19 protein-coding genes are annotated in these 23674 nt (G+C 72.1%); 17 read left to right on the top strand and 2 right to left on the bottom strand.

Annotated elements, in window-relative coordinates:
* Positions 1–91: 91 nt before the first annotated feature.
* From ACFYS8_RS35005 to ftsY, 4 genes are all read left to right on the top strand, one after another.
* A complete protein-coding gene (locus ACFYS8_RS35005; RefSeq protein ID WP_387649272.1) occupies positions 92–385 on the top strand; it encodes an acylphosphatase in 294 nt (97 codons plus the stop codon).
* A gap of 378 nt (positions 386–763) precedes the next feature.
* A complete protein-coding gene (locus ACFYS8_RS35010) occupies positions 764–967 on the top strand; it encodes a hypothetical protein (protein ID WP_387649274.1) in 204 nt (67 codons plus the stop codon).
* Between the two features lie 275 nt (positions 968–1242).
* Positions 1243–4824 carry a chromosome segregation protein SMC gene (gene smc, locus ACFYS8_RS35015; protein ID WP_387649277.1) on the top strand — a complete coding sequence of 1194 codons (3582 nt, stop codon included), beginning with the start codon at positions 1243–1245 and terminating at the stop codon, positions 4822–4824.
* A gap of 24 nt (positions 4825–4848) precedes the next feature.
* Positions 4849–6114: a signal recognition particle-docking protein FtsY gene (gene ftsY / locus ACFYS8_RS35020; RefSeq protein WP_387649280.1), complete on the top strand. Its 1266-nt coding sequence runs from the start codon at positions 4849–4851 to the stop codon at positions 6112–6114.
* 109 nt (positions 6115–6223) lie between these two features.
* Here the strand turns inward: ftsY and ACFYS8_RS35025 are convergent, their stop codons facing one another.
* Positions 6224–6889, bottom strand: coding sequence for a bifunctional DNA primase/polymerase (locus tag ACFYS8_RS35025; protein WP_387649283.1), 666 nt, complete (start codon positions 6887–6889; stop codon positions 6224–6226).
* A 433-nt stretch (positions 6890–7322) separates the two neighbouring features.
* On the opposite strand from ACFYS8_RS35025, the gene ACFYS8_RS35030 reads away from it, so the two are divergent.
* From ACFYS8_RS35030 to ftsH, 7 genes are all read left to right on the top strand, one after another.
* Positions 7323–8777, top strand: a complete 1455-nt coding sequence (locus ACFYS8_RS35030) for a hypothetical protein (protein ID WP_387649286.1) — start codon at positions 7323–7325, stop codon at positions 8775–8777.
* Between the two features lie 175 nt (positions 8778–8952).
* Positions 8953–10269 (top strand): ammonium transporter, encoded by a 1317-nt coding sequence (locus ACFYS8_RS35035; protein ID WP_387649288.1) that lies wholly within the window; start codon positions 8953–8955, stop codon positions 10267–10269.
* Positions 10266–10604, top strand: a complete 339-nt coding sequence (locus ACFYS8_RS35040; RefSeq protein WP_387649291.1) for a P-II family nitrogen regulator — start codon at positions 10266–10268, stop codon at positions 10602–10604. The genes ACFYS8_RS35035 and ACFYS8_RS35040 overlap by 4 nt, the downstream gene beginning before the upstream one ends.
* Positions 10601–12973: a [protein-PII] uridylyltransferase gene (locus ACFYS8_RS35045; RefSeq protein ID WP_387649379.1), complete on the top strand. Its 2373-nt coding sequence runs from the start codon at positions 10601–10603 to the stop codon at positions 12971–12973. The genes ACFYS8_RS35040 and ACFYS8_RS35045 overlap by 4 nt, the downstream gene beginning before the upstream one ends.
* Before the next feature lie 103 nt (positions 12974–13076).
* Positions 13077–14630 carry a signal recognition particle protein gene (gene ffh / locus ACFYS8_RS35050; RefSeq protein ID WP_387649293.1) on the top strand — a complete coding sequence of 518 codons (1554 nt, stop codon included), beginning with the start codon at positions 13077–13079 and terminating at the stop codon, positions 14628–14630.
* A gap of 278 nt (positions 14631–14908) precedes the next feature.
* Positions 14909–15433 carry a GNAT family N-acetyltransferase gene (locus ACFYS8_RS35055; RefSeq protein ID WP_387649296.1) on the top strand — a complete coding sequence of 175 codons (525 nt, stop codon included), beginning with the start codon at positions 14909–14911 and terminating at the stop codon, positions 15431–15433.
* Positions 15434–15490: 57 nt separating this feature from the next.
* Positions 15491–17395, top strand: a complete 1905-nt coding sequence (gene ftsH / locus ACFYS8_RS35060; RefSeq protein WP_387649298.1) for an ATP-dependent zinc metalloprotease FtsH — start codon at positions 15491–15493, stop codon at positions 17393–17395.
* On the opposite strand, the gene ACFYS8_RS35065 is transcribed toward ftsH, so the two are convergent.
* Positions 17382–18191, bottom strand: coding sequence for a class I SAM-dependent methyltransferase (locus tag ACFYS8_RS35065; protein WP_387649301.1), 810 nt, complete (start codon positions 18189–18191; stop codon positions 17382–17384). The genes ftsH and ACFYS8_RS35065 overlap by 14 nt on opposite strands.
* A gap of 242 nt (positions 18192–18433) precedes the next feature.
* Here ACFYS8_RS35065 and proS point away from each other — a divergent pair, with 242 nt between their 5' ends.
* From proS to trmD, 6 genes are all read left to right on the top strand, one after another.
* Positions 18434–19846 (top strand): proline--tRNA ligase, encoded by a 1413-nt coding sequence (gene proS / locus ACFYS8_RS35070; protein ID WP_387649304.1) that lies wholly within the window; start codon positions 18434–18436, stop codon positions 19844–19846.
* A gap of 422 nt (positions 19847–20268) precedes the next feature.
* Positions 20269–20847, top strand: coding sequence for a hypothetical protein (locus ACFYS8_RS35075; RefSeq protein ID WP_043916169.1), 579 nt, complete (start codon positions 20269–20271; stop codon positions 20845–20847).
* 383 nt (positions 20848–21230) lie between these two features.
* Positions 21231–21659: a 30S ribosomal protein S16 gene (rpsP, locus tag ACFYS8_RS35080; RefSeq protein WP_043916170.1), complete on the top strand. Its 429-nt coding sequence runs from the start codon at positions 21231–21233 to the stop codon at positions 21657–21659.
* Positions 21660–21661: 2 nt separating this feature from the next.
* Complete coding sequence (locus ACFYS8_RS35085) at positions 21662–21901, top strand: RNA-binding protein (protein ID WP_043916171.1); 240 nt, start codon at positions 21662–21664, stop codon at positions 21899–21901.
* A gap of 294 nt (positions 21902–22195) precedes the next feature.
* Complete coding sequence (gene rimM / locus ACFYS8_RS35090; protein ID WP_387649308.1) at positions 22196–22843, top strand: ribosome maturation factor RimM; 648 nt, start codon at positions 22196–22198, stop codon at positions 22841–22843.
* 5 nt (positions 22844–22848) lie between these two features.
* On the top strand, positions 22849–23667 hold the full coding sequence (gene trmD / locus ACFYS8_RS35095) for a tRNA (guanosine(37)-N1)-methyltransferase TrmD (RefSeq protein WP_380488282.1): 819 nt from the start codon (positions 22849–22851) through the stop codon (positions 23665–23667).
* Positions 23668–23674: the final 7 nt, after the last annotated feature.

The following is a 23674-nucleotide window of genomic DNA, read 5'->3' on the forward strand; positions in this document are numbered from 1 at the left end:
TGTGAATGCGCGCGGGCCGGTGAGGAGGCACGGTAGAAGGGGCGTGAAGTCCGTTCCGTACGCCCCTGAAGTGCCCGACTATGGTCGACGCATGCAAGGTCACGACAGTCACCGTTCCGTCCGCGCCACCATCTGGGTGCGTGGGCGCGTCCAGCAAGTGGGGTTCCGCTGGTGGACCAGGGCCAGGGCCCTGGAGATCGGGCTGACGGGCTATACGAGCAACCTCGGGGACGGCCGTGTCCAGGTGGTCGCCGAGGGGTCGCGCGCGGACTGCGAGCGGCTGCTCGCCGCGCTGCGCGGGCCCGGAACGCCAGGTCGGGTCAGTGGAGTCACCGAAATCTGGAGCGCCGTGGGCAACGGATACGAGGGCTTCGCGATCCGATGAACGCACCGCGGTTGCCGGCCGGAGGAGAGCCGCCGGCAACTGCCGGTGTCATACGGTTGCCATCCGGGCAGACTCGTGGTTGACTCCGCAAGCGAAGTGATCCACTACCCCGGCCGATGGCGTGACAACCCCGCCATGCAGGTGACAGGGGCGCGGTAGCGTGCGGTGATCGTGTTGACCCGTACGGTCTTTGGTGAGACGCTGGAAACCCGCGCACAGGTCTGAGTTTACCGGCGAAGCTCCGCCGTGTGAGCATGCCACTCACCAGCGGCTGTTTCGTAGTGCCCAGCCAGCACGTCCGGCGCGCAGGCGCGTGCGTATCCCCCCAAGACCCACACCGTACACGGTTCGGTCACTCAGCGTGGAGGACCACACATCATGGCAAAGGCGCTTCTCGGGTACGTCGGCGGCCCCGACCCGCGAATGCTCTCCGAGATGCGACGGCTTCAGCAGCGCGTCCAGGACCTGGAGAACGAGCTCGTGAAGCTCCAGGCCGAAAACGATGCCCTGATCGCTGTCGCTGACGAGCATTCGCTGCTCAACAGCATCGACCTGGACCAGCGCGAGCCGGTCCTTACCTGATCGGCAGAACGGCCTGATTCACATGACGGCCTGATCGCTCGTGGTCCTCACGATCGACGCTGTGACGCACTGAGCTTCCCCGCAGGGGATGGCAGCCTGCAAGGGACGTCCGAGGTGGACGTCCCTTCGTCGTGTCCGCGGCGTTCTTGTGCCCTAACGTGCCCAGCCTGCGGCGTGGCCAAACCGCCACCTGGGGGCAGGTCGGCGGCCCGGCCGGATACAGTCGCCAGCGGAGCCGGACAGCGGGGTCGCGGCAGGGCGAGGAGGACGGGCGGGTGCACCTGAAGAGCCTGACCCTGCGTGGGTTCAAGTCCTTCGCGTCGGCGACCACCCTGCGCTTCGAACCCGGCATCACCTGCGTGGTCGGCCCCAACGGCTCCGGCAAGTCCAACGTCGTCGACGCGCTGTCCTGGGTGATGGGCGAACAGGGCGCCAAGTCGCTGCGCGGCGGCAAGATGGAGGACGTGATCTTCGCCGGTACCAGCGGGCGCCCCCCGCTCGGCCGCGCCGAAGTCAGCCTCACCATCGACAACACCGACGGCGCGCTGCCCATCGACTACACCGAAGTCACCATCACCCGGACGATGTTCCGCAACGGCGGCAGCGAGTACGCGCTCAACGGCACCGGCTGCCGGCTCCTCGACATCCAGGAACTGCTCTCCGACTCCGGCATCGGCCGCGAGATGCACGTCATCGTCGGCCAGGGCCAGCTCGACTCCGTGCTGCACGCCGACCCGATGGGGCGACGCGCCTTCATCGAGGAGGCGGCCGGCGTCCTCAAGCACCGCAAGCGCAAGGAAAAGGCGCTGCGGAAGATCGACTCGATGCAGGCCAACCTGAACCGCGTTCAGGACCTGGTCGCCGAACTGCGCCGCCAGCTCGGCCCGTTGGGGCGGCAGGCGAAGATCGCCCGGCGGGCCGCCGGCATCCAGGCCGAACTGCGCGACGCCCGGCTGCGGCTGCTCGCCGACGACGTACTCACCCTGCGGCAGGCCGTCGAGGCCGAGATCGCCGACGAGTTGGCGCTGAAACTGCGCCGCACCACCGTCGAACAGCAACTCGCCGCCGCCGTCCAGCGCGAAGCCGTCCTGCAGGCGCAGGTCGAACAGCTCGGGCCCGCGCTGGAAGCCGCCCGGCAGACCTGGTACCGGCTCTCCGCGCTCGCCGAACGCACCCGCGGCACCATCGGACTCGCCGAAGCCAGGGTCCGGTCCGCCGCCACCGCAGGGCGGTTGGAGGAACGGCGCGGCCGCGACCCCGAGGACCTGGAACGGGAGGCCGCCCGGGTCCGCGAGGAGGAAGCCGCCCTCGAAGAAGCCCTGGAACAGGCCCAGTACGCGCTCGCCGAAACCGTCGAGGAACGCGCCGAACTCGAACGCGCCCTCGCCGCCGAGGAGTTGCGGCTCAAGGCGGCCGCCCGGGCGATCGCCGACCGGCGCGAGGGCCTGGCCCGGCTGCAGGGCCAGGCCGCCGCCGCCCGCTCCCGCGTCACCGCAGCCGAGGCCGAGATCGAACGGCTTGCCGTCGCCCGCGAAGAAGCCCAACTGCGCGCCGAGGCCGCCCAGTCCGAGTACGAGGAACTCCGGGAACGCGGCGAGCAGGACGCGGCCGGGGACGAGGAGACCGACAGCCGCCACGACCGGGCCCGCGCCGCGCTGGCCGACGCCGAACGCGCCGCCGGCGCCGCCCGCGAGGCACTCGCCGCCGCCGAGAAGGAACGCGCCGCGCTCACCGCCCGGCACGACACACTCGCCCTCGCCCTGCGCCGCAAGGACGGCAGCGCCACCCTGCTCGGCCGCCCCGGCGTACTCGGCCCCGCCGCCGAACTGCTGCATGTCGAGCCCGGGTTCGAACTCGCCGTCGCCGCCGGACTGGGCGCCGCCGCGGACGCCGTCGCCGTCGAGGACGTGGCCACCGCCGCCGCCGCGCTCACCCGGCTCCGGGCCGAGGACGGCGGCCGGGCCGCACTGCTGATCGCCGCCGATGGCACGGACGTTGACGACCAGCTGCCCGAAGGTGCCCGCCCGGCAGGGGAGTTGGTCGACGGACCGATGGCCGCCGCCGCCCGAAACCTGCTGCGCCGCACCGCCGTCGTCGAAGACCTCCACGCCGCACAGCAGTTGATCGACCAGCAGCCGAACTGGACGGCCGTCACCCGGGACGGCGACCTGCTCTCCGCCACCCTCGCGCACGGCGGCTCGGCCGGCGCGCCCAGCCCGCTGGAGACCCAGGCCGCCGTCGCCGAGGCTGCCCGCGGCATCGAAGAACTCGACGCCCGCTGCGAAGAGTTGACCCACCGACTGGCCGAGGCGCGGGAACGCCACCGCGAACTCGGCGCCGAAGTCGAACAGTTGGCCGCACTGCGTCGGCAGGGCGAGAAGCAGCGCGCCGAACTCGCCGGAGCACTCGGGCGATCGGGCGGCGCCGCGCGCGCCGCCGCCGGCGAGGCCGAACGCGCCACCACCGCCGCCGCCAAGGCCGAGAGCGGCCTCGCGGAAGCCCGCGCCGCCGCCGAAGAACTCGCCGAACGCCTCGCCACCGCCGAAGAGTTGGCCGGCAGCGGCGAGGACGAACCCGACAGCGCCGAACGTGACCGGCTGGCTGCCACCGGCACCGCCGCCCGGCAGACGGAGCTGGAATCCCGGCTCGCCGTCCGCACCCACGAAGAACGGGTCCGCGGACTGGCCGGCCGCGCCGACCAGTTGGACCGCGCCGCCCGCGCCGAACGCGAAACCCGGGCCCGCGCCGCCGAACGCCGCGCCCGCGCCCGCCGGGAATCCGCCGTCGCCGGAGCCGTCGCCACCGCCGCCCGCCACCTGCTCGGCCGGATCGAGGAGACCCTCGCCGCCGCCGAGACCGAACGCGCCGCCGTCGAGGCCGACCGGGCCGCCCGCGAGAGCGAACTGCGCCAGTTCCGCGAACACGGCCGCGAACTCCAGGCCGAACTCGACCGGTTGGTCGACGCCGGCCACCGCGACGAGGTGCTGCGAGCCGAGAAGCGGCTGCGGATCGAGCAGCTGGAGGCCAAGGCGCTGGAAGAGTTCGGCATCGAGGCCGCCGAACTGCTCACCGGCTACGGCCCCGACCTGCCCGTCCCCGCGCCGCCCGCCGAGGACGGCGAGAGCGTCGGCGAGGAGCGCCCGTACGTCCGGGCCGAGGTCGAGAAGCGGCTCAAGGCCGCCGAACGCGCCTACCAGCAGCTCGGCAAGGTCAACCCGCTCGCGCTGGAGGAGTTCGCCGCCCTGGAGGCCCGCCACCAGTTCCTCGGCGAACAGCTGGACGACCTGCGCAAGAGCCGCCGTGACCTGCTCGACATCGTCCGCGACGTCGACGCCCGGGTCGAGCAGCTGTTCACCGCCGCCTACCACGACACCGCCGCCCAGTTCGAAGGCGTCTTCGCCCGGCTGTTCCCCGGCGGCGAGGGCCGGCTCGTCCTCACCGACCCCGAGAACATGCTCACCACCGGTGTCGAGGTCGAGGCCCGCCCGCCCGGCAAGAAGGTCAAGCGGCTCTCCCTGCTCTCCGGCGGCGAACGCTCGCTGACCGCCGTGGCACTGCTGGTATCGATCTTCAAGGCCCGGCCCAGCCCGTTCTACGTCATGGACGAGGTCGAGGCCGCGCTCGACGAAACCAATCTGCGCCGACTGATCGCGATCATGGAAGAACTGCGGGAAAGCTCCCAACTGATCGTCATCACCCACCAGAAACTCACCATGGAATCCGCCGACGCCCTGTACGGCGTGACCATGAAGGGCGACGGCATCTCCCAGGTGATCAGCCAGCGCCTGCGGATGCCGGAGAGACCGCCACAGCACAGGACGAAAAGGCTGGAGCCCGCACAACCCGGGCCGGCATAGGCGCTAAGTGATACTGGACGGGTTATGGAATACGTGATCCTTGCCGTTGTCATCGCGGTGGTCGCCATCGGCGCGATCACCGGACTCGTCGTTTCCGGCAGACGACGCAAAGAGCTCGACAAGCCGAGCCAGACCCCCACGATCACCGCGCCGCCCACTGCGGACACCAAGAGCGCGCCCACCAAGCCGGCCGAGACCGCCGCGCCGCCGACCGTCGAGAAGCCCGCGGTAGCGAAGCCCGCGGCGGAGAAGCCGGCGGTCGAGGAACCGGCGGCGGAGAAGCCCGCGGTCGAGGAACCGGCGGTCGAGAAGCCCGCCGAGGAGGTGCGGATCGAGGAGGCGGAGGCCGCCCCCGCGATCGAGGTCCCCGAACCCACCGCCGGACGCCTGGTGCGCCTGCGCTCGCGGCTCTCCCGCTCGCAGTCCACGCTCGGCAAGGGCCTGCTCACCCTGCTCTCCCGCGACCGCCTCGACGAGGACACCTGGGAGGAGATCGAGGAGACCCTCCTCACCGCGGACGTCGGCGTCGGCGCCACCCAGGAACTCGTCGACAACCTGCGCACCCGGGTCAAGGTGCTCGGCACCCGCACCCCCGACGAGCTGCGCGGACTGCTCCGCGACGAGCTGATCAAGCTGATCAACCCCGAGCTGGACCGCACCGTCCACTCCGTCAAGACCGACGGCGGCCCCGCCGTGGTCCTGGTGGTCGGCGTCAACGGCGTCGGCAAGACCACCACCACCGGCAAGCTCGCCCGCGTCCTGGTCGCCGACGGCCGCAAGGTCGTGCTCGGCGCCGCCGACACCTTCCGCGCCGCCGCCGCCGACCAGCTCCAGACCTGGGGCGAACGGGTCGGCGCGCACACCGTCCGCGGCCCCGAGGGCGGCGACCCCGCCTCCGTCGCGTTCGACGCGGTCAAGCAGGGCATCACCGACGGCGTCGACACCGTCCTGGTCGACACCGCCGGCCGCCTGCACACCAAGACCGGCCTGATGGACGAACTCGGCAAGGTCAAGCGGGTCGTCGAGAAGCACGGGCCGGTGGACGAGGTCCTGCTGGTGCTCGACGCCACCACCGGCCAGAACGGCCTGGTGCAGGCCCGGGTGTTCGCCGAGGTCGTGGACATCACCGGCATCGTTCTCACCAAGCTGGACGGCACCGCGAAGGGCGGCATCGTGATCTCGGTGCAGCGCGAACTCGGCGTGCCCGTCAAGCTCATCGGCCTCGGCGAAGGCGCGGACGACCTCGCGCCGTTCGAGCCCGGCGCATTCGTGGACGCGCTCCTGGGCTAGCCGCCCGGGTGGGTGCGAAAACAGGGGCGCGGGGGACTGCGCGAGGCACCCGGCAGCAAGGTCCGTTCGAGGAGGGACGTTCTCTCCTGGGACGGACCTTGCTGTGTGTTCAACCCGCCAGCGAGGTTTCCCGATCGCGGGTGCGGTGGCACGCGTACGCCAGGGTGCCCAGCAGCAGGCGGGCCTCCGGCGGGGGGTTGTCCGCGGTGGGGCGGCGCAGCCATCGCATGGGGCCGAGCGGGCCGAGGGCGACCGGTGGGGCGGCCAGGTAGGAGCCGAGGCCGTGGCAGGCGAGGTCGAGGGAGGCGTCGTCCCAGCCCATGCGGTAGAGCAGGTCGGGCAGGCGCTCGGCGGTGCGCGGGGCGACGAAGAGCAGCAGCCGGCCGGTGGGGGAGGCGAGGACGGGGCCGATCTGGGTGCCCATCCGTTCGAGCCGGACCAGGGCCTGGAGGCCGGGCTGGGCCGGTACGTCCAGGACGTCGAACTGGTGGCCGGTGGGGAGCAGGAGCGGCGCGTCCGCCGGACAGCTCGCGGCGAGTTCGGCGGCGCCGGTGCCGGGGGCGATGAGCGGGCCGACCCGCTGGTGCAGGTTGGGCGCGGCGCAGAGCGGGACGGCGCATTCGCAGCGGGCCGAGGTGTGTGCGGGCGGGCTGCCGGCGGCGAGCGTCCAACCCCAGCGCTCGGAGTACTCGGTGGCGGCCTGGAGCGCGGTGGGCCGGGTGCGGCGGCGGGCGCCGAGGGGCGCGCGTCGCAGGGTGCCGAACAGCTTGTCCATACCTCCCCCAACAGCTTCCGGTCGCCGGTGGTTACGGGATTGTGACGGTGCGTCGCCCGGTGGGCGTGTGATGCGTGGTGCGCCGGAGGCGCGCGCGGACCGGCGCACACCGATTCGGGCGGCTCGGGCGAGCAAGCGCCTTGTACGGGTGGTTCGGATGCCGGATCGTCGTTGCCGCACGCGTGCCTCCTTCGGGTCCGGGCATGTGCCGGGGTCATGCCGGGCTGACACATAGTGAAGCGCGGCTCCACGCCCGGTAGTTCACTCGTGGGGGTGGCGAAGGGTGGCGTTTCAGCGACGTTGCTCCCTCGGATGGCGGAGGGACGCTACGTTCTGGATACGGAATGCAGCGGACCGGTCACTGCGGTCGGCGAAATGACGAGTCGTCAAGGCGAGCGGGAGCCCCGGGGCCGGGGCGGGATGGGGACTTCCCATGGGTGAGAAGCAGCCGAACGAGAAGCTGGGCTCCTGGTTCGCGCGCAGTGGCTGGTCGAAGGGCGAGCTGGCCCGCCAAGTGAACCGCCGGGCCCGTCAGATCGGTGCGCACCACGTCTCCACGGACACCTCCCGGGTACGTCGCTGGCTGGACGGCGAGCAGCCGCGCGAGCCGATCCCGAAGATCATGTCCGAGCTGTTCTCCGAGCGCTTCGGCTCGGTGGTGGCGATCGAGGACCTCGGCCTGCGCGCCGCCATCCCGGTGACCACCGTCGGCGGCGGGGTGGACCTGCCGTGGAGCCCGCAGCAGACCGTGCAGGCGATCAGCGAGTACTCCCGCAGCGACCTGATGCTCAACCGCCGTGGATTTCTTGGCACTTCGCTTGCACTGACGGCCGGCGCGGCGCTGATCGAACCGATGCAGCGCTGGCTCACGCCGGGTCCGAACGGCGAGCCCACGCCGATCCTGGCGGCGGCCAACGGCGGCGAGCAGTTCTCCGGGCGGCTGTCCGAGCCGGAGATGCAACTGCTGGAGCAGACCACCGAGATGTTCCGGAAGTGGGACGCCCAGAACGGCGGCGGCCTGCGCCGCAAGGCCGTGGTGGGCCAACTCCACGAGGTCACCGACCTGCTGCAGGAGACCTACCCGGAGGCCACCACCAAGCGGCTGTTCCGACTCACCGCCGAACTCGCCCACCTGGCCGGCTTCATGTCCTACGACGTGGGCATGCACCCGAGCGCGCAGAAGTACTACGTGCTGGCGCTGCACGCCGCCAAGGAGGCCGGGGACCGGCCGTTCGGCGCGCACGTGCTGACCGACATGTGCCGGCAGATGATCCACCTGAACCGCGGCGAGGACGCGCTGGAGCTGATCCACCTGGCCCAGTACGGCAGTCGGGACACCGCGAGCACCCGCCAGCAGTCGCTGCTCTACGCGATGGAGGCCCGCGCGTACGCCACCATCGGCGAGGTCAACCGCTGCGCCCGGGCGATCCGGCTCTCGGAGGACACCTTCACCGACATCAACGCCGGTGACGAGACGCCGAATTGGCTGCGTTTCTTCTCGGCCGCCGAGCTCAACGCGGAGAACGGGCACTCCTACCGGGACTTGGCGTACACCTCGGACCGGAGCGCCGCGATGGCCAAGGCCGCCGAGCCGATGATCACCAAGGCGGTCGACCTGTTCCGGAAGGACGGCGACCACGTCCGCACCTACGCGTTCAACCTGGTCGGCATGGCCTCCGTCCGACTGCTTCAGCGCGAGCCGGAGAACGCGGCGGAGTACTGCGAGGCGGCGGTGGACATCGCCCGCAAGGTCCGTTCGGAGCGGCTGAACACCCGGGTCCGGAAGACCTCCGAGGCCGCCACCCGGGACTTCCGCGGCGTGCCCGGCGTGGACCGGCTCGCCGAGCGGGTGGTCCAGGACATCCCGGAGTTCGTCTCGGTCGTCTGACCGGCCGCCGCGCCCGGTTCACGCGCCCGTAACGGGCGCGTCGACCACGTCACCGCGGTGAAACACCGGGCCGCATCGGCGGAAACCCGCCTTCGGCACGCTCCTCCCATCGCCGTCGTTCCGGGACAGGCACACGTCCCGGCACGGAGCGGCTTCCAGCTGGGAGGAGACGCCGATGCCGGAGGGCTTCAGCGCGGGCGACACCGCCTTCGTGTTCATCAGTGCGGCCCTGGTCATGGTGATGACCCCGGGTCTGGCCTTCTTCTACGGGGGCATGGTCAGGGTCCGGAGCACCCTCAACATGCTCGCCATGAGCTTCATCTCGCTCTCGATCGTCAGCGTGCTCTGGGTGCTCTACGGGTACTCGCTGGCCTTCGGGCCGGACGCCGGCGCCGGGCTGATCGGCAACCTCGACTTCGTCGGGCTGCGCGGCATCGACCTGAACGCGCTCACCGGCAGCATCCCGGTCACCGCGTTCGCCGCGTTCCAGCTGATGTTCGCGGTCATCACGCCGGCGCTGATCAGCGGCGCGATCGCGGACCGGGCCAGGTTCGCGTCCTGGAGCCTGTTCGTGGCGCTCTGGGTGACGATCGTCTACTTCCCGGTCGCGCACTGGGTGTTCTTCTTCGACGGCGGCCACGGCGGCTGGCTCGGCGACCGGGCCGGCGTGATCGACTTCGCCGGCGGCACCGCCGTGCACATCAACGCCGGTGCGGCGGGCCTGGCCCTGGTGCTGGTGCTGGGCCCGCGGATCGGCTTCCGGAAGGACCCGATGCGCCCGCACAGCCTGCCGCTGGTGATGCTCGGCTCCGGCCTGCTGTGGTTCGGCTGGTTCGGCTTCAACGCGGGCTCGGCGCTGGCCGCCAACGGCGTCGCCGGAATGGCGTTCGTGAACACCCAGGTCGCCACCGCCGCCGCGATGCTCGGCTGGCTGGCGTACGAGCGGCTGCGGCACGGCGCGTTCACCACCCTCGGCGCGGCGTCCGGCGCGGTGGCCGGACTGGTCGCCATCACCCCGGCCTGCGGTTCGGTGTCGCCGCTCGGCGCGATCGCCGTCGGTTTGGTCGCGGGTGCGGTGTGCGCCGCCGCGATCGGCCTCAAGTACCGCTTCGGGCTGGACGATTCGCTCGACGTGGTCGGCGTCCACCTGGTCGGCGGGGTGATCGGCTCGCTGCTGGTCGGCCTGTTCGCCACCGGCCACGTCGGACAGTCCGCGGCCGGCCTGTTCTACGGCGGCGGGTTCGGCCAACTCGGCAAGCAGGCACTCGGCGTGGCCGCCGTGCTGGCGTACTCGTTCGTGCTCTCCTGGCTGCTGGGTACGGCGATCCAGCGGACGATCGGCTTCCGGGTCGCCGCGGACGTCGAGGTCTCCGGCATCGACCAGGCCGAACACGCCGAGTCCGCCTACGACTTCACCACCCTCGGGGCCGGCTCGGCCCGCACCGCCACCACCTTCACCACCGCCGGAAAGACCGAGGTCGACGCCCGATGAAGCTCATCACCGCCGTCATCAAGCCGCACCGCCTGGACGAGGTCAAGGAGGCCCTGCAGGCGTTCGGGGTGCACGGGCTGACCGTCACCGAGGCCAGCGGGTACGGCCGGCAGCGCGGCCACACCGAGGTCTACCGGGGCGCCGAGTACACCGTCGACCTGGTGCCCAAGCTCCGGGTCGAAATACTCGTCGAGGACGAGGACGCCGAGCAGTTGATCGACGTGGTGGTCCGGGCCGCCCGCACCGGGAAGATCGGCGACGGCAAGGTCTGGTCGGTCCCGGTGGAGACCGTGGTGCGGGTCCGGACCGGCGAACGCGGCCCCGACGCGCTCTGACCGTGACGACCGACCCCGGCGACCACCTCGCCGAACGCGCCCGGCTGCTGGCGGATCCCGAGCTCCCCGCCCGCAGTCGGCGCACCGCGCTGGCCCGGCTCGCCGACGGCTGGCTGACCGGCCTCCACCGGACGGCCGGCGCGCCCGCCGGCACCGCCCTGGTCGCGGTCGGCGGCTACGGCCGCGGCGAACTCTCCCCGCGCAGCGACCTGGACGTGCTGCTGCTGCACGACGGCCCGCTCGACCCCGGGGTCGCCGAACGGATCTGGTACCCCGTCTGGGACAGCGGCATCGCCCTCGACCACGCCGTCCGCACCCCCGCCGAGGCCCGCAAGGTCGCCGCCGAGGACCTCAAGGCAGCCCTCGGCCTGCTGGACGCCCGCCACCTGGCCGGTGACGCGCGGCTGACCGCCGAACTGCGCGCCCGGGTGCTCGCCGACTGGCGCGCCACCGCCCCCGCCCGGCTGCCCGAACTGCGCGCCCTCGGCCGGGCCCGGGCCGAACGCCACGGCGAACTGTCCTTCCTGCTGGAACCCGACCTCAAGGAGGCCCGCGGCGGCCTGCGCGACCTCGCCGCACTCGACGCGATCGCCGCCAGCTGGCTCGCCGACGCCCCCCGCGACGGCCTGGACGCCGCCGCCCGCACCCTCGCCGACGTCCGCGACGCCCTGCACCTGAGCACCGGCCGCGCCACCGACCGGCTCGCCCTGCAGGACCACGACCAGGTCGCCGAACAGCTCGGCGTGCCCGACGCCGACACCCTGCTGCGGCAGGTCTACGCGGCCGCCCGCACCGTCGTGTACGCCTCCGACGTCACCTGGCGGGCCGTCGACCGGGTGCTCGCCCGCCGGGGTCGGCCCTTCCGAGCGGCCCGCCGGGCCGCGCCCGCCGAACGCCGCCCGCTGGCCGAAGGCGTGGTCGAGCAGGACGGCGAAGCGGTGCTCGCGCAGACCGCCCGGCCCGCCACCGACCCGGTGCTGCCGCTGCGCGCCGCCGCCGCGGCGGCGCAGGCCGGACTTCCTCTCGCCCACGCCACGGTGCGCCGGCTGGCCGCCGAGACCGGACCGCTGCCGGTGCCCTGGCCCGCCGAGGCCCGCGACCGCCTGGTCGGTCTGCTCGGCGCCGGCGAGGCCTGCCTGCCGGTGTGGGAGGCGCTGGACGCCGAAGGGCTGATCGTCCGGCTGCTGCCCGACTGGGAACGCGTCCGCTGCCGCCCGCAGCGCAACGCCGTACACCGCTGGACCGTCGACCGGCACCTGATCGAGACCGCGGTACGGGCCGCCGCGCTGACCCGCCGCACCACCCGCCCCGACCTGCTGCTGGTCGCCGCCCTGCTGCACGACCTCGGCAAGGGCCTGCCCGGCGACCACTCCGCGGCCGGCGAGGCGATCGTCCGCCGCCTGGCCGCCCGGATGGGCTTCGACCGGCCGGACACCGACACGCTGGCGTTGCTGGTGCGCCACCACCTGACGCTGGTGGACACCGCCACCCGCCGCGACCCCGACGACCCCGCCACCGCCGACCTGATCGCCAGGGCCGTCGGCGACCGGACCCACCTGGAGCTGCTGCACGCGCTCACCGAGGCCGACGCCACCGCCACCGGCCCCGCCGCCTGGTCCGCCTGGCGCGCCTCGCTGGTCGACCAGCTGGTCGCCCGCACCGCCGCCCGGCTGGCCGGCACGCGTCCGCCCACCACCGACGCCCCGACCGCCGAACAGGAGCGCCTCGCCGTCGAGGCCGCCCGCACCGCCGGCCCCGCGCTGGCCCTGCGCGCCGAACTCGCCGCCGACGGCACCGAATCCGTCGGCATCGAACTCACCCTCGCCGTCCCCGACCGCCCCGGCCTGCTCGGCACCGTGGCCGGCCTGCTCGCTCTGCACCGCCTGACCGTCCGCAAGGCCGGCCTGCGCGAACTCGACCCGGCCGGCGCCGGCCCGGTCCTGCTGCTCGGCTGGACGGTGGCCGCCGAGTACGGCGACGTCCCCGAGACGGCCCGGCTGCGGGCCGACCTGCGCCGCGCGCTGGACGGCTCGCTGGACGTGGGCCGCAGACTCGCCGAGCGCGACGCCGCCGCCCCGCGCCGGCCCGGCATCCGCACCCCGCCGCCGGTGGTCACCGTCGCCCCCGGCACGGCGTCCCGTTCGGCGACCGTCCTGGAGGTGCGCGCCCACGACGCGCCCGGCCTGCTGCACCGCATCGGCCGGGCCCTGGACACCGCGGGCGCCCGGGTCCGTACCGCGCACGTGTCCACCCTGGGCGCGGAGGCCGTGGACGCGTTCTACCTGACCACCGAGGCCGGCCGTCCGCTGGCACCGGAGCGCGCACAGCAGGTGGCGCAGGCCGTGCGGGACGCCCTGAAGACCCACTGAGAGCCCGTTCACGCAGGGGCGCAGACCGTCCACCGGGCGTACGGCTACCCTTGGGGGCGACGACAGTACCCGTACTCGATGCCGCAAGGGACCCGCGACCGACGTGTTCGACACTCTCTCCGACCGCCTCGCAGCGACGTTCAAGAACCTCCGGGGCAAGGGCCGTCTCAGCGAGGCGGACATCGACGCCACCGCGCGCGAGATCCGGATCGCCCTGCTGGAGGCGGACGTCGCGCTCCCCGTGGTCCGCGCCTTCATCAAGCAGGTCAAGGAACGCGCCCTCGGCTCCGAGGTCTCCGGCGCGCTGAACCCCGCCCAGCAGATCATCAAGATCGTCAACGAGGAGCTGATCGGCATCCTCGGTGGCGAGACCCGCCGCCTGAAGTACGCCAAGACCGGCCCGACGGTGATCATGCTCGCCGGTCTCCAGGGTGCCGGTAAGACCACCCTGGCCGGAAAGCTCGGCCACTGGCTCAAGGCCCAGAAGCACACCCCGCTGCTGGTCGCCTGCGACCTTCAGCGCCCCAACGCCGTCACCCAGCTCGGTGTCGTGGCGGAGCGGGCCGGCGTCGCCTTCTACGGCCCGCAGCCCGGCAACGGCGTCGGCGACCCGGTGCAGGTCGCCCGCGACTCCATCGAGTACGCGAAGCAGAAGCAGTACGACGTCGTGATCGTCGACACCGCCGGCCGCCTCGGCATCGACGCCGAACTGATGCAGCAGGCCGCGGACATCCGCGCCGCCGTCAACCCGGACGAGGTCCTGTTCGTGGTCGACGCCATGGTCGGCCAGGACGCGGTCACCACCGCGCAGGCCTTCCTCGAAGGTGTCGACTTCACCGGCGTCGTGCTCTCCAAGCTCGACGGCGACGCCCGCGGCGGTGCCGCGCTCTCCGTCGCGCACGTCACCGGCCGCCAGATCATGTTCGCCTCCAACGGCGAGAAGGTCGACGACTTCGACGCCTTCCACCCCGACCGGATGGCCTCGCGCATCCTCGGCATGGGTGACGTCCTCTCGCTGATCGAGAAGGCCGAGCAGACCTTCTCGCAGGCCGAGGCCGAGAAGATGGCCGCCAAGCTGCAGGGCGGCGGCAAGGAATTCACGCTCGACGACTTCCTGTCGCAGCTCGAGCAGGTCCAGAAGATGGGCTCCATCTCCAAGCTGCTCGGCATGCTCCCCGGCATGGGCCAGATCCGGGACCAGATCAACAACATCGACGACAAGGACGTCAACCGCGTCGGCGCGATCATCAAGTCGATGACCCCGGCCGAGCGCACCGACCCCAAGCTCATCAACGGCTCGCGCCGCCTGCGCATCGCCAAGGGCGCCGGCGTCCAGGTCGGCGAGGTCTCCAGCCTGGTCGAGCGGTTCTTCGACGCCCGCAAGATGATGGCCGCGATGGCCTCCGGCAAGGGCATCCCGGGCATGCCCGGCATCCCCGGCATGGGCGGCGGCGGCAAGCGCTCCGGCAAGAAGGCCCCCGTCGCCAAGGGCAAGCGCAAGAGCGGCAACCCGCTCAAGCGGGCCCAGGAGGAGGCGGCGGCCGCCGAGCGCAAGGCCCTCGGACCGGGCCAGGCCGACGGCAACGCGTTCGGCCTCCCGCCGGGCAAGGGGCCGTCGGACTTCGAGCTGCCCAAGGAGTTCAAGGACCTGCTGTAACGCGGGTGCCGGCCCAGGCAGAGCATTTCCGTGGGCGACCTGCGCGAGCGGTTGGGTGCGAAAAACAGGGGCGCGGGGAACTGCGCGACCAGCCATGCACCGGTCCGCAAGGTCGCGATCAATGGCAAGTCATTGCCCGCGTCGCGATCTTGCGGTGGGATGCCTTCCGCTGTGCGCAGTTCCCCGCGCCCCTGCTTTCGCACCCCGCTGCCCACGCACCCCACTGCGCCCCTGTTTTCGCTCCCACCTGCTTTCGTGCCATGGGCGATGATGGCGGGATGCGCGTAACGATCCGAGCTCCCCGCCCAGATGACGTCGTTCCCTATGCCGATGCGGTGCGGCGTTCCGCCGAACACATCGGGCGGTGGAACCCGGTGGAGCCCGACGGGTTGCCGGATCTGCTGAGTCGTCAGGGTGTCGGGCTCCGGACGTTCCTGATTTTCGATCAGGAGACCGGTGGCCTGGTGGGCAAGTGCAACGTGGCGAACATCGTGATGGCGCGGTTCCGCAACGGCGTACTGGGCTACGACTCGTACGTGCCGTTCGTCGGGACGGGGCGGATGTCGGAGGGCATGCGGCTGGTGGTGGAGCGGTGCTTCACGCCGGCCGAGCAGGGCGGGCTGGGGTTGCACCGGCTGGAGATCAACGTGCAGCCGGACAACGAGCGTTCGGTGGCGATGGCGCGCCGATTGGGCTTCCGGCACGAGGGGTTCACGCCGCGGATGCTGTTCCTGCAGGACGCCTGGCGTGATCATGAGCGGTTCGCGCTGACGGCGGAGGAGTGGCCGACCCCCGTGCGCTGACCGGCGGCGCGGCGTTGCGCGCCGACCGGTGGTCGGAATGTCCGTATCGTCCGGCTGGTGAGCAACCCTGTGCCGCCGCGTCAGACTCCCGACCAGCCCTGGCGGTCCGAGGGGGCGCCGCCCCCTCCGCCGCCGAAGCGGAAGATGCCGGGCGGCTGGACGGGCCTGATCCTCACCGCGCTGGTGGTGTTCCTGCTGTCCGACCTGCTGCTGAGCTTCTTCGGTGGTGGCGGCTCCACCACCATCTCGTACACCGAGTTCAGCAAGCAGCTCGACAGCGGAAACATCACCAAGATCTACTCCAAGGGCGACTCCATCGAGGGCACCTTGAAGAACAAGCAGCCCAAGCCGGACGGCGGTAAGGGCGACTACACCGAATTCACCACCCAGCGCCCGGCGTTCGCCACCGACAACCTGTGGGGCACCCTCCAGGCGCAGAACGTCGAGGTGATCGCCCGGCCGGTGGTGCAGCAGCGCAGCTTCCTGGCCAACCTGCTGATCTCGCTCGCCCCGATGCTGCTGCTGATCGCGGTCTGGGTGTTCCTGGCCCGCCGGATGGCCGGCGGTCTGGGCGGCGGCGCGCTCGGCCGCAAGGCCCCGCCGAAGCCGGTGGACACCAGTCAGGGCCGGCGCAGCACCTTCCAGGACGTGGCCGGCATCGACGAGGTGGAGGCCGAACTCAGCGAGGTCGTCGACTTCCTGAAGAACCCGCAGGCGTACCGCCGACTCGGCGCGAAGATGCCGCGCGGCGTCCTGCTGTCCGGCCCGCCCGGCACCGGCAAGACGCTGCTCGCCCGCGCGGTCGCGGGGGAGGCGGACGTCCCGTTCTTCTCCGCCTCGGCGTCCGAGTTCATCGAGATGATCGTCGGCGTCGGCGCCAGCCGGGTCCGCGACCTGTTCGCCGAGGCCCGCAAGGTCGCCCCCGCGATCATCTTCATCGACGAGATCGACACCATCGGCCGCCAGCGCGGCGGCGGTGGCGGCATGGGCGGCCACGACGAACGCGAACAGACGCTCAACCAGATCCTCACCGAGATGGACGGCTTCTCCGGCTCCGAGGGCGTCATCGTGATCGCCGCGACCAACCGGGCCGAGATCCTCGACCCCGCGCTGCTGCGTCCAGGCCGCTTCGACCGGCGGATCACCGTCAGCCCGCCCGACCGGGCCGGCCGCGAACAGATCCTGCGGATCCACGCCCGCGAAGTCCCGCTGGCCAAGGGCACCGACCTGGACGTCGTCGCCCGCACCACCCCCGGCATGACCGGCGCCGACCTGGCCAACCTGGTCAACGAGGCCGCGCTGCTGGCGGTCAAGAACCAGCAGGACGCGGTGAACCAGGAGAACCTGTCAGAGGCCCTGGAGAAGGTCCAACTCGGCGCGGTGCGCCCGCTGGTGATGCCCCAGCAGGAACGCGAACGCACCGCCTACCACGAGTCCGGGCACGCCCTGCTCGGCATGCTCCAGACCGGCGCCGACCCGGTCCGCAAGGTCACCATCGTGCCGCGCGGCCGCGCCCTCGGCGTCACCCTCTCCACCCCCGACACCGACCGCTACTCCTACACCGAGCCCTACCTGCGCGGCCGGATCATCGGCGCGCTCGGCGGGATGGCCGCCGAGCAGGTGGTGTACGGCGTGGTCACCACCGGCGCCGAGAGCGACCTCGAACAGCTCACCACCATCGCCCGCTCGATGGCCGGCCGCTGGGGCATGAGCAGCCTGGTCGGCCGGGTCACCGCCATCCCCAACGACGGCCAGTCCCCGTACGGCCTGTCCGCCGCGCCCACCACGCTGGACGCGGTCGACGAGGAGGCCCGCCGGATCGTCGCCGAATGCTGGGAGGAGGCGATCGTGCTGCTGAACCGCCACCGCCACCGCCTCGACGCCCTCGCCACCGCCCTGCTGGAGGCCGAAACGCTGGACGAGGACGCCGCCTACGCCGCCGCCGGGATCACCCGCGAGTAGCGTCCTCCGGCCGGAGGCCCGCCACCCAGCGGTACTCGTTCACCATCCGCACCGAGCCGTCCGGGAGCCGGTACGGGTGCAGCGCCTCCTCCAGCTCCTTGGCCACCAGCGCCGCCCCGGCCTGCTGCTCCGCCCGGTCGAACAGGCCGGTGGCCAGCAGCCCGCGGACCGCCGAGTCCAGGTCCGCGTACGCGAACGGGCAGACCACCCGGCCGGCGGTGGACGGGCGCAGACCGGCGGAGACCAGTAGCGACTCCAGCGCCGCCGGAGCGGGCTCCGGCCGGTCCTCCGGCGGGGCGTGCCGGTGCGCCACCTCCAGCACCGCCGTGCTCTCGCAGCGCGCCGCCGGGCCCCGGTCCGCGAGCACCAGCAGCCCGCCGGGGAGCGTGCGCTGTGCCGACCAGGCGACCAGCGCGGGCGTCGGCGACTGCTCGAAAACCGTCACCAGGGAGTGCGCCGGCCGGGGGACGGGGTGCGCCGAACGGGCGAGGCTCCCACCGGGCGCCACCTGCAGCCCGCGGGCCGCCGCCAGCTCGCGCAGCTCGTCGTCCCACTCCACCCCCGAGACCTGCGCGCCGCGCCCCTCGGCGAGCAGCAGCGCCAGCCCGGACCGGCACCCCACCCCGAGCAGGCTGGTCGCCGGGCCGACCTCGAGCCGCCGGTAAACGTCCTGGTAGAGGGGGACGAGCATGCGTTCCTGGATCTCCGCCCAGTCCCGCGCCCGGCCGCACCGCTCCGCCGGACCGTCCGCCCGGACCCGGTCCACGGTGCTGCCGGTCACTCGCGCTGAAGCCATCGCGGCCTCCCAATCGGTCCACGTCGGTCCTCGGAATCGGCTGCGTGTGCCGCAGCCCGGCACCCCCCGGCCCCTCTCAGCGAACAGCGGGTCGCCGCCGTCGTCCAGAGGGGTGCGAGCAGGACTCCGCGCGCCGCAGGTGTGCGCCCCGGGGTGTGCGCGGGCGCCCCCCGCCCCGTCCGAGGGCCGGGGCGGAGAAACGGATTCACGGTCCGGCCGCCGCTCCCCGTACCATTCGGCCCATGGCTAAGGCACCCGTTCTCACCCCCCAGGCGGAAGACTTCCCGCGCTGGTACCAGGACCTCATCAACAAGGCAGAGCTGGCCGACAACGGTCCGGTGCGGGGCACCATGGTCATCCGACCGTACGGCTACGGCCTGTGGGAGCGGATGCAGCAGGAGATGGACGCGCGGATCAAGAAGGCCGGCGCCCAGAACGCGTACTTCCCGATGTTCATCCCGCAGTCCTACCTGACCAAGGAAGCCGAGCACGTGGAGGGCTTCGCCCCCGAGCTCGCGGTGGTCACCCACGGCGGCGGCAAGGAGCTCGAGGAGCCGGTGGTCGTCCGGCCCACCTCCGAGACGATCATCAACGAGTACTTCTCCAAGTGGGTGCAGAGCCACCGCGACCTGCCGCTGCTGATCAACCAGTGGGCCAACGTGGTCCGTTGGGAGCTGCGCCCGCGCGTCTTCCTGCGCACCACCGAGTTCCTCTGGCAGGAGGGCCACACCGCCCACGCCACCTACGAGGACGCCCGTGACTACGCCTCGCTGATCCACACGGACGTCTACGGCGACTTCATGACCAACGTGCTCGGCATCGACGTGGTGCTCGGTCGCAAGACCGCCCGCGAGCGTTTCGCCGGCGCCATCAACACCCTCACGCTCGAAGGCATGATGCGTGACGGCAAGGCCCTGCAGATGGGCACCAGCCACGAGCTGGGCCAGAACTTCGCCAAGGCCTTCAACACCACCTACCAGCTCCAGGGCGCCGAGCGCGAGTTCGTCTGGCAGACCTCCTGGGGCGTCTCGACCCGCATGGTCGGTGGCCTGATCATGTCCCACGGCGACGACAACGGTCTGCGGGTCCCGCCGCGGCTGGCCGCCGTCCAGGTCGTGGTGCTCGCCATCAAGGGCGAGGACGCGGTGCTGGCCAAGGTCCGCGAGATCGGCGCCCAGCTGGAGGCCGCCGGTGTCCGGGTGGTCGTCGACGACCGCACCGACACCCCGTTCGGCCGCCGCGCCGTCGACTGGGAGCTCAAGGGCGTGCCGCTGCGCATCGAGGTCGGCCCGCGTGACCTGGAGGCCGGCACCGCGATGCTGGCCCGCCGGATCGCCGGCGGCAAGGCCCCGGTCCAGGTCGACTCCCTGGCCGCGATCGTCCCCGGCATCCTGGAGGAGGACCAGGCGCAGCTGCTGCGCGAGTCCCGGGAGCGCCGTGAGGCCCGCACCGTGGACGTCAAGACCATCGACGAGGCCGTCGAGGCCGCCGCCACCGGGTGGGGCCGGATCTCCTGGGCCGACCTCGGCCCCGAGGGCGAGGCCAAGTTGGCCGAGCAGGGTGTGTCGGTGCGCTGCATCGTCGCTGCGGACGGCACCGTGCCGGCCACCGACGACCAGGAGGGCAACCTCGCCCTGGTGGCCCGCGCGTACTGATCCGACCGCCGACGGCGTCCCCGGGCTCCGGCCCGGGGGCCCTGTGCGGAGCGTGATCACCGGGATGAGCTGCGGCTGTCCGGGCCGGCCGTCGCCGAACCCGAACCCCGGTTCGTGTGTTGGTAGTTGAGACTACTCACCAGTCAACTCCCGGGAGTACCTGACAAGCGGTACGGTATACGGCCCGTGGCCCTGTCAATTTTCGGACAGGTCGCGGGCCGTCCGTCGTGGGGATGTTGGGCTCCGCGGCGGGTGCCGAGAGCCCGGCGAAGGCGCCGGGTCCAAACGTGCAGGGGGTTGGTCTTGCGTCAGTTCGGAACCGCGCAATTCGCGTGCGGAAGTGCATTCCTGAGAGTTCGCTGGGAATTCCCGAACCACGGGGTCCAGCGGAACATCGGCTCTCTCCCCATCGTTGGTACAGCGTGAGCACGACACAGCCCCTCGTCCTTGCGGCCGAACTGGCCGCCGCCTGGAGCGACATCCAGGCCCACCACCGGGACCTGCCCGACCTGGCGTCTCCCGAGGCGCTGATCGGCGAGTCCTCGTCGGCCTGCGGCACCCGCCTCAACTTCGAGCGACTGCTGCACGAGGCCGCGCACGGCCTGGCCGCCGCGCGGGAGATCCGCGACACCTCGCGGGCCGGGCGCTACCACAACCGCCGCTTCCTGCTGCTCGCCTCCGAGCTGGGCCTGGCCCACCCGGTCGAGCCGCACGCCAGCAGCGGCTTCTCCCAGGTCACGATGGGCCACGAGACCCGCGAACGCTACGCCGAGACCATCGAGCGTCTCGACCGCGCGCTCGGGGCGCACCAGCTCGCCGTCGCCGGCGAGGGCAACCACCGCGCCTTCCGCGGACCGGCCGCCCGGCACGGTTCCTCGGGCGGCGGCGTGCGGGTCAAGGCGGTGTGCGGCTGCGGTCGCAACGTCCGCGTCGTCCCGTCCGTGCTGGCGCAGGCCTCGATCGTCTGCGGCGCCTGCCAGCAGCCGTTCAAGATCGCTTGACAGCTGTTGAAGAACGCTTGATCCGGGCCGCGGGCGGGGTGTCCGCGGACCGGCCATGAGTCGGCCGACCCCTCCGGGGGGCGGTCGACGCAACTTTTTCCGGCCCTGTTTGTTGTGGCGCTGTCGTGGTGCCGCCTGCCTTGTCGCTCGCCGCTCGCCGTGTGGTGGGGGCGGTCGGTCCGATGGTGCCTGGAGGGCCTGCCGGGCCTGCGGGGGCGCGGTCCGGGGGGTCTCGGCAATGTGGCAGAATGGACAGCTGAGTACTCGGCAGCCAGGCAGGACCCTCTCTCCTAACGGCTGGCGTGTCCCTTGAACGGCATCTCGCGCCGCAGCCCCACGCGGCGGAGCGCTGCTCACCCACGTCAAAACCAGGAGAATCCACCGTGGCTGTCAAGATCAAGCTGAAGCGTCTGGGCAAGATCCGCTCCCCGCACTACCGCATCGTCGTCGCCGACTCGCGCACCAAGCGTGACGGCCGCGCCATCGAGGAGATCGGCATCTACCAGCCGACCTACAACCCCTCGAAGATCGAGGTCGACGGCGACCGCGCGCAGTACTGGCTGTCCGTCGGCGCCCAGCCGACCGAGCCGGTTCTCGCCATCCTCAAGCTGACCGGCGACTGGCAGAAGTTCAAGGGCCTGCCGGCTCCGGAGCCGCTGAAGGTTGCCGAGCCCAAGGTCGAGGACTTCTCGCACCTGTTCGCCAAGGCCGTCGCCGGCTTCGAGGACGCCACCACCGGTGTCGCCATCACCCCGAAGGCCAAGAAGTCGGACAAGGCTGACGAGGCCGAGGCCGCTTCCACCGAGGCCTGAGCATGATCGAGGAAGCCCTCGACCACCTGGTGAAGGGCATCGTCGAGCACCCGGACGAGGTGCAGGTCCGCTCGCGGAACCTGCGCCGCGGCCACACCATCGAGGTGCGGGTGCACCCTGACGACCTCGGCAAGGTGATCGGCCGGGGCGGCCGCACGGCACGCGCACTGCGCACCGTGGTCGGCGCCCTCGGCGGTCGCAACGTCCGGGTCGACCTGGTCGACGTGGACAGCATTCGCTGACCTCCTCGATCGACCGGCAACGTCAATCGACAGGTCGACCACCGGGTTTCCGGACCGGCCGGGACGCATCCGTCCCGGCCGGTCCTTCCCGTTTTCCGGCCCCTTCCGGGCGGCTCCGTTCGGGTAACCCCGGTCGGGTAACCCCGTTCGGGTAACCCCGGCCGGGTAACCCCGTTCGGGTAACCCCGGTCGGACAACTCCGTTCGGGTGGCCCGTTCTTCTCGGGGCCGTTCGCTTCATGTACCGCACCACCTCGCTCGCCTCACCCAGGCTCATCTCAGGAGAACGATCACCGTGCAGCTCGTCGTCGGCAAGATCGGCCGCGCCCACGGCATCCGAGGGGACGTCAGCGTCGAGGTCCGCACCGACGAGCCGGAACTGCGGCTCGGACCCGGCGCGGTCCTCATGACCGACCCGGCAGGCATCGGACCGCTGACCGTCGAGTCCGGCAAGGTGCACAGCGGACGCCTGCTGCTGCGCTTCGCCGGCGTCAAGGACCGCACCGCCGCCGAGGCGCTGCGCGGCACCTTCCTGATCGCCGAGGTCGACCCGGACGAGACCCCCGAGGACCCCGACGAGTACTACGACCACCAGCTGATCGGCCTGGACGTCGTCCTCACCGACGGCACCCTGATCGGCGAACTCACCGAGGTGGTCCACCTCCCGTACCAGGACCTGCTCACCGTCCAACGCCCCGACGGCACCGAGGTGCTCATCCCGTTCGTCGAACAGATCGTCCCTGTCATCGACCTGGACGAGCAGCGCGCCGTGATCACCCCGCCGCCCGGCCTGATCGACCCCGCCGACGCGGTGGTCGTCTCGTCCCGGGACGACGCGGACGCGGACGCGGCGGCTGGCGCTGAAGAGCCGGCCGATTCTGCCGACTCCGAGGGCTCCGAGAGCTCCGAGAGCTCCGACGACTCGACCGGGGGTGCGGCGTGACCGACATGCGGATCGACGTCGTCACGATCTTCCCCGAGTACCTGGAGCCGCTGAACGTCTCGCTGGTCGGCAAGGCCCGGGCCCGCGGTCAGCTCGACGTGCACCTGCACGATCTGCGGCAGTGGACCACCGACATCCACCGCACCGTGGACGACACCCCCTACGGCGGTGGCCCCGGCATGGTGATGAAGCCCGAGCCCTGGGGCGCGGCGCTGGACGCCGTCCTCGCGGCAGGGCCCGAGGGCGAGGTGCCGACCCTGGTGGTGCCCACCCCCAGCGGCCGGCCGTTCACCCAGGAACTCGCGCAGGACCTGGCTGCCCGCAACTGGCTGGCCTTCGCGCCCGCCCGCTACGAGGGCATCGACCGCCGGGTCATCGAGGAAGCCGCGACCCGGATGCCCGTGGTCGAAGCCTCCATCGGCGACTACGTGCTGGCCGGCGGCGAGGTCGCCGTCCTGGTGATGGTCGAGGCGATCGCCCGGCTGCTGCCCGGCGTGCTCGGCAACGCCGAGTCACACCGGGACGACTCCTTCGCCCCCGGCGCCATGGCCGACCTGCTGGAGGGCCCCGTGTACACCAAGCCCGCCGAGTGGCGCGGCCGCGAGGTGCCGGAGATCCTACTCAGCGGCCACCACGGGAAGATCGCCCAGTGGCGGCGCGAGCAGGCGTTCGCCCGCACCCTTGCCAACCGGCCCGACCTGGTCGCCCGTTGGCAGCGCGACGCGTTCACCAAGAAGGAACGCGAAGCACTCAGCGTCCTCGGCCTGGCCTGGGACGACGCCGCAGGCCGATTTCGGTCTGCGGTAGAGCCTGTGGAAGAATAGGCGACTG

Origin of the sequence: Kitasatospora sp. NPDC004615 (assembly GCF_042873545.1) — a bacterium.
Taxonomy (GTDB): Bacteria; Actinomycetota; Actinomycetes; order Streptomycetales; family Streptomycetaceae; genus Kitasatospora.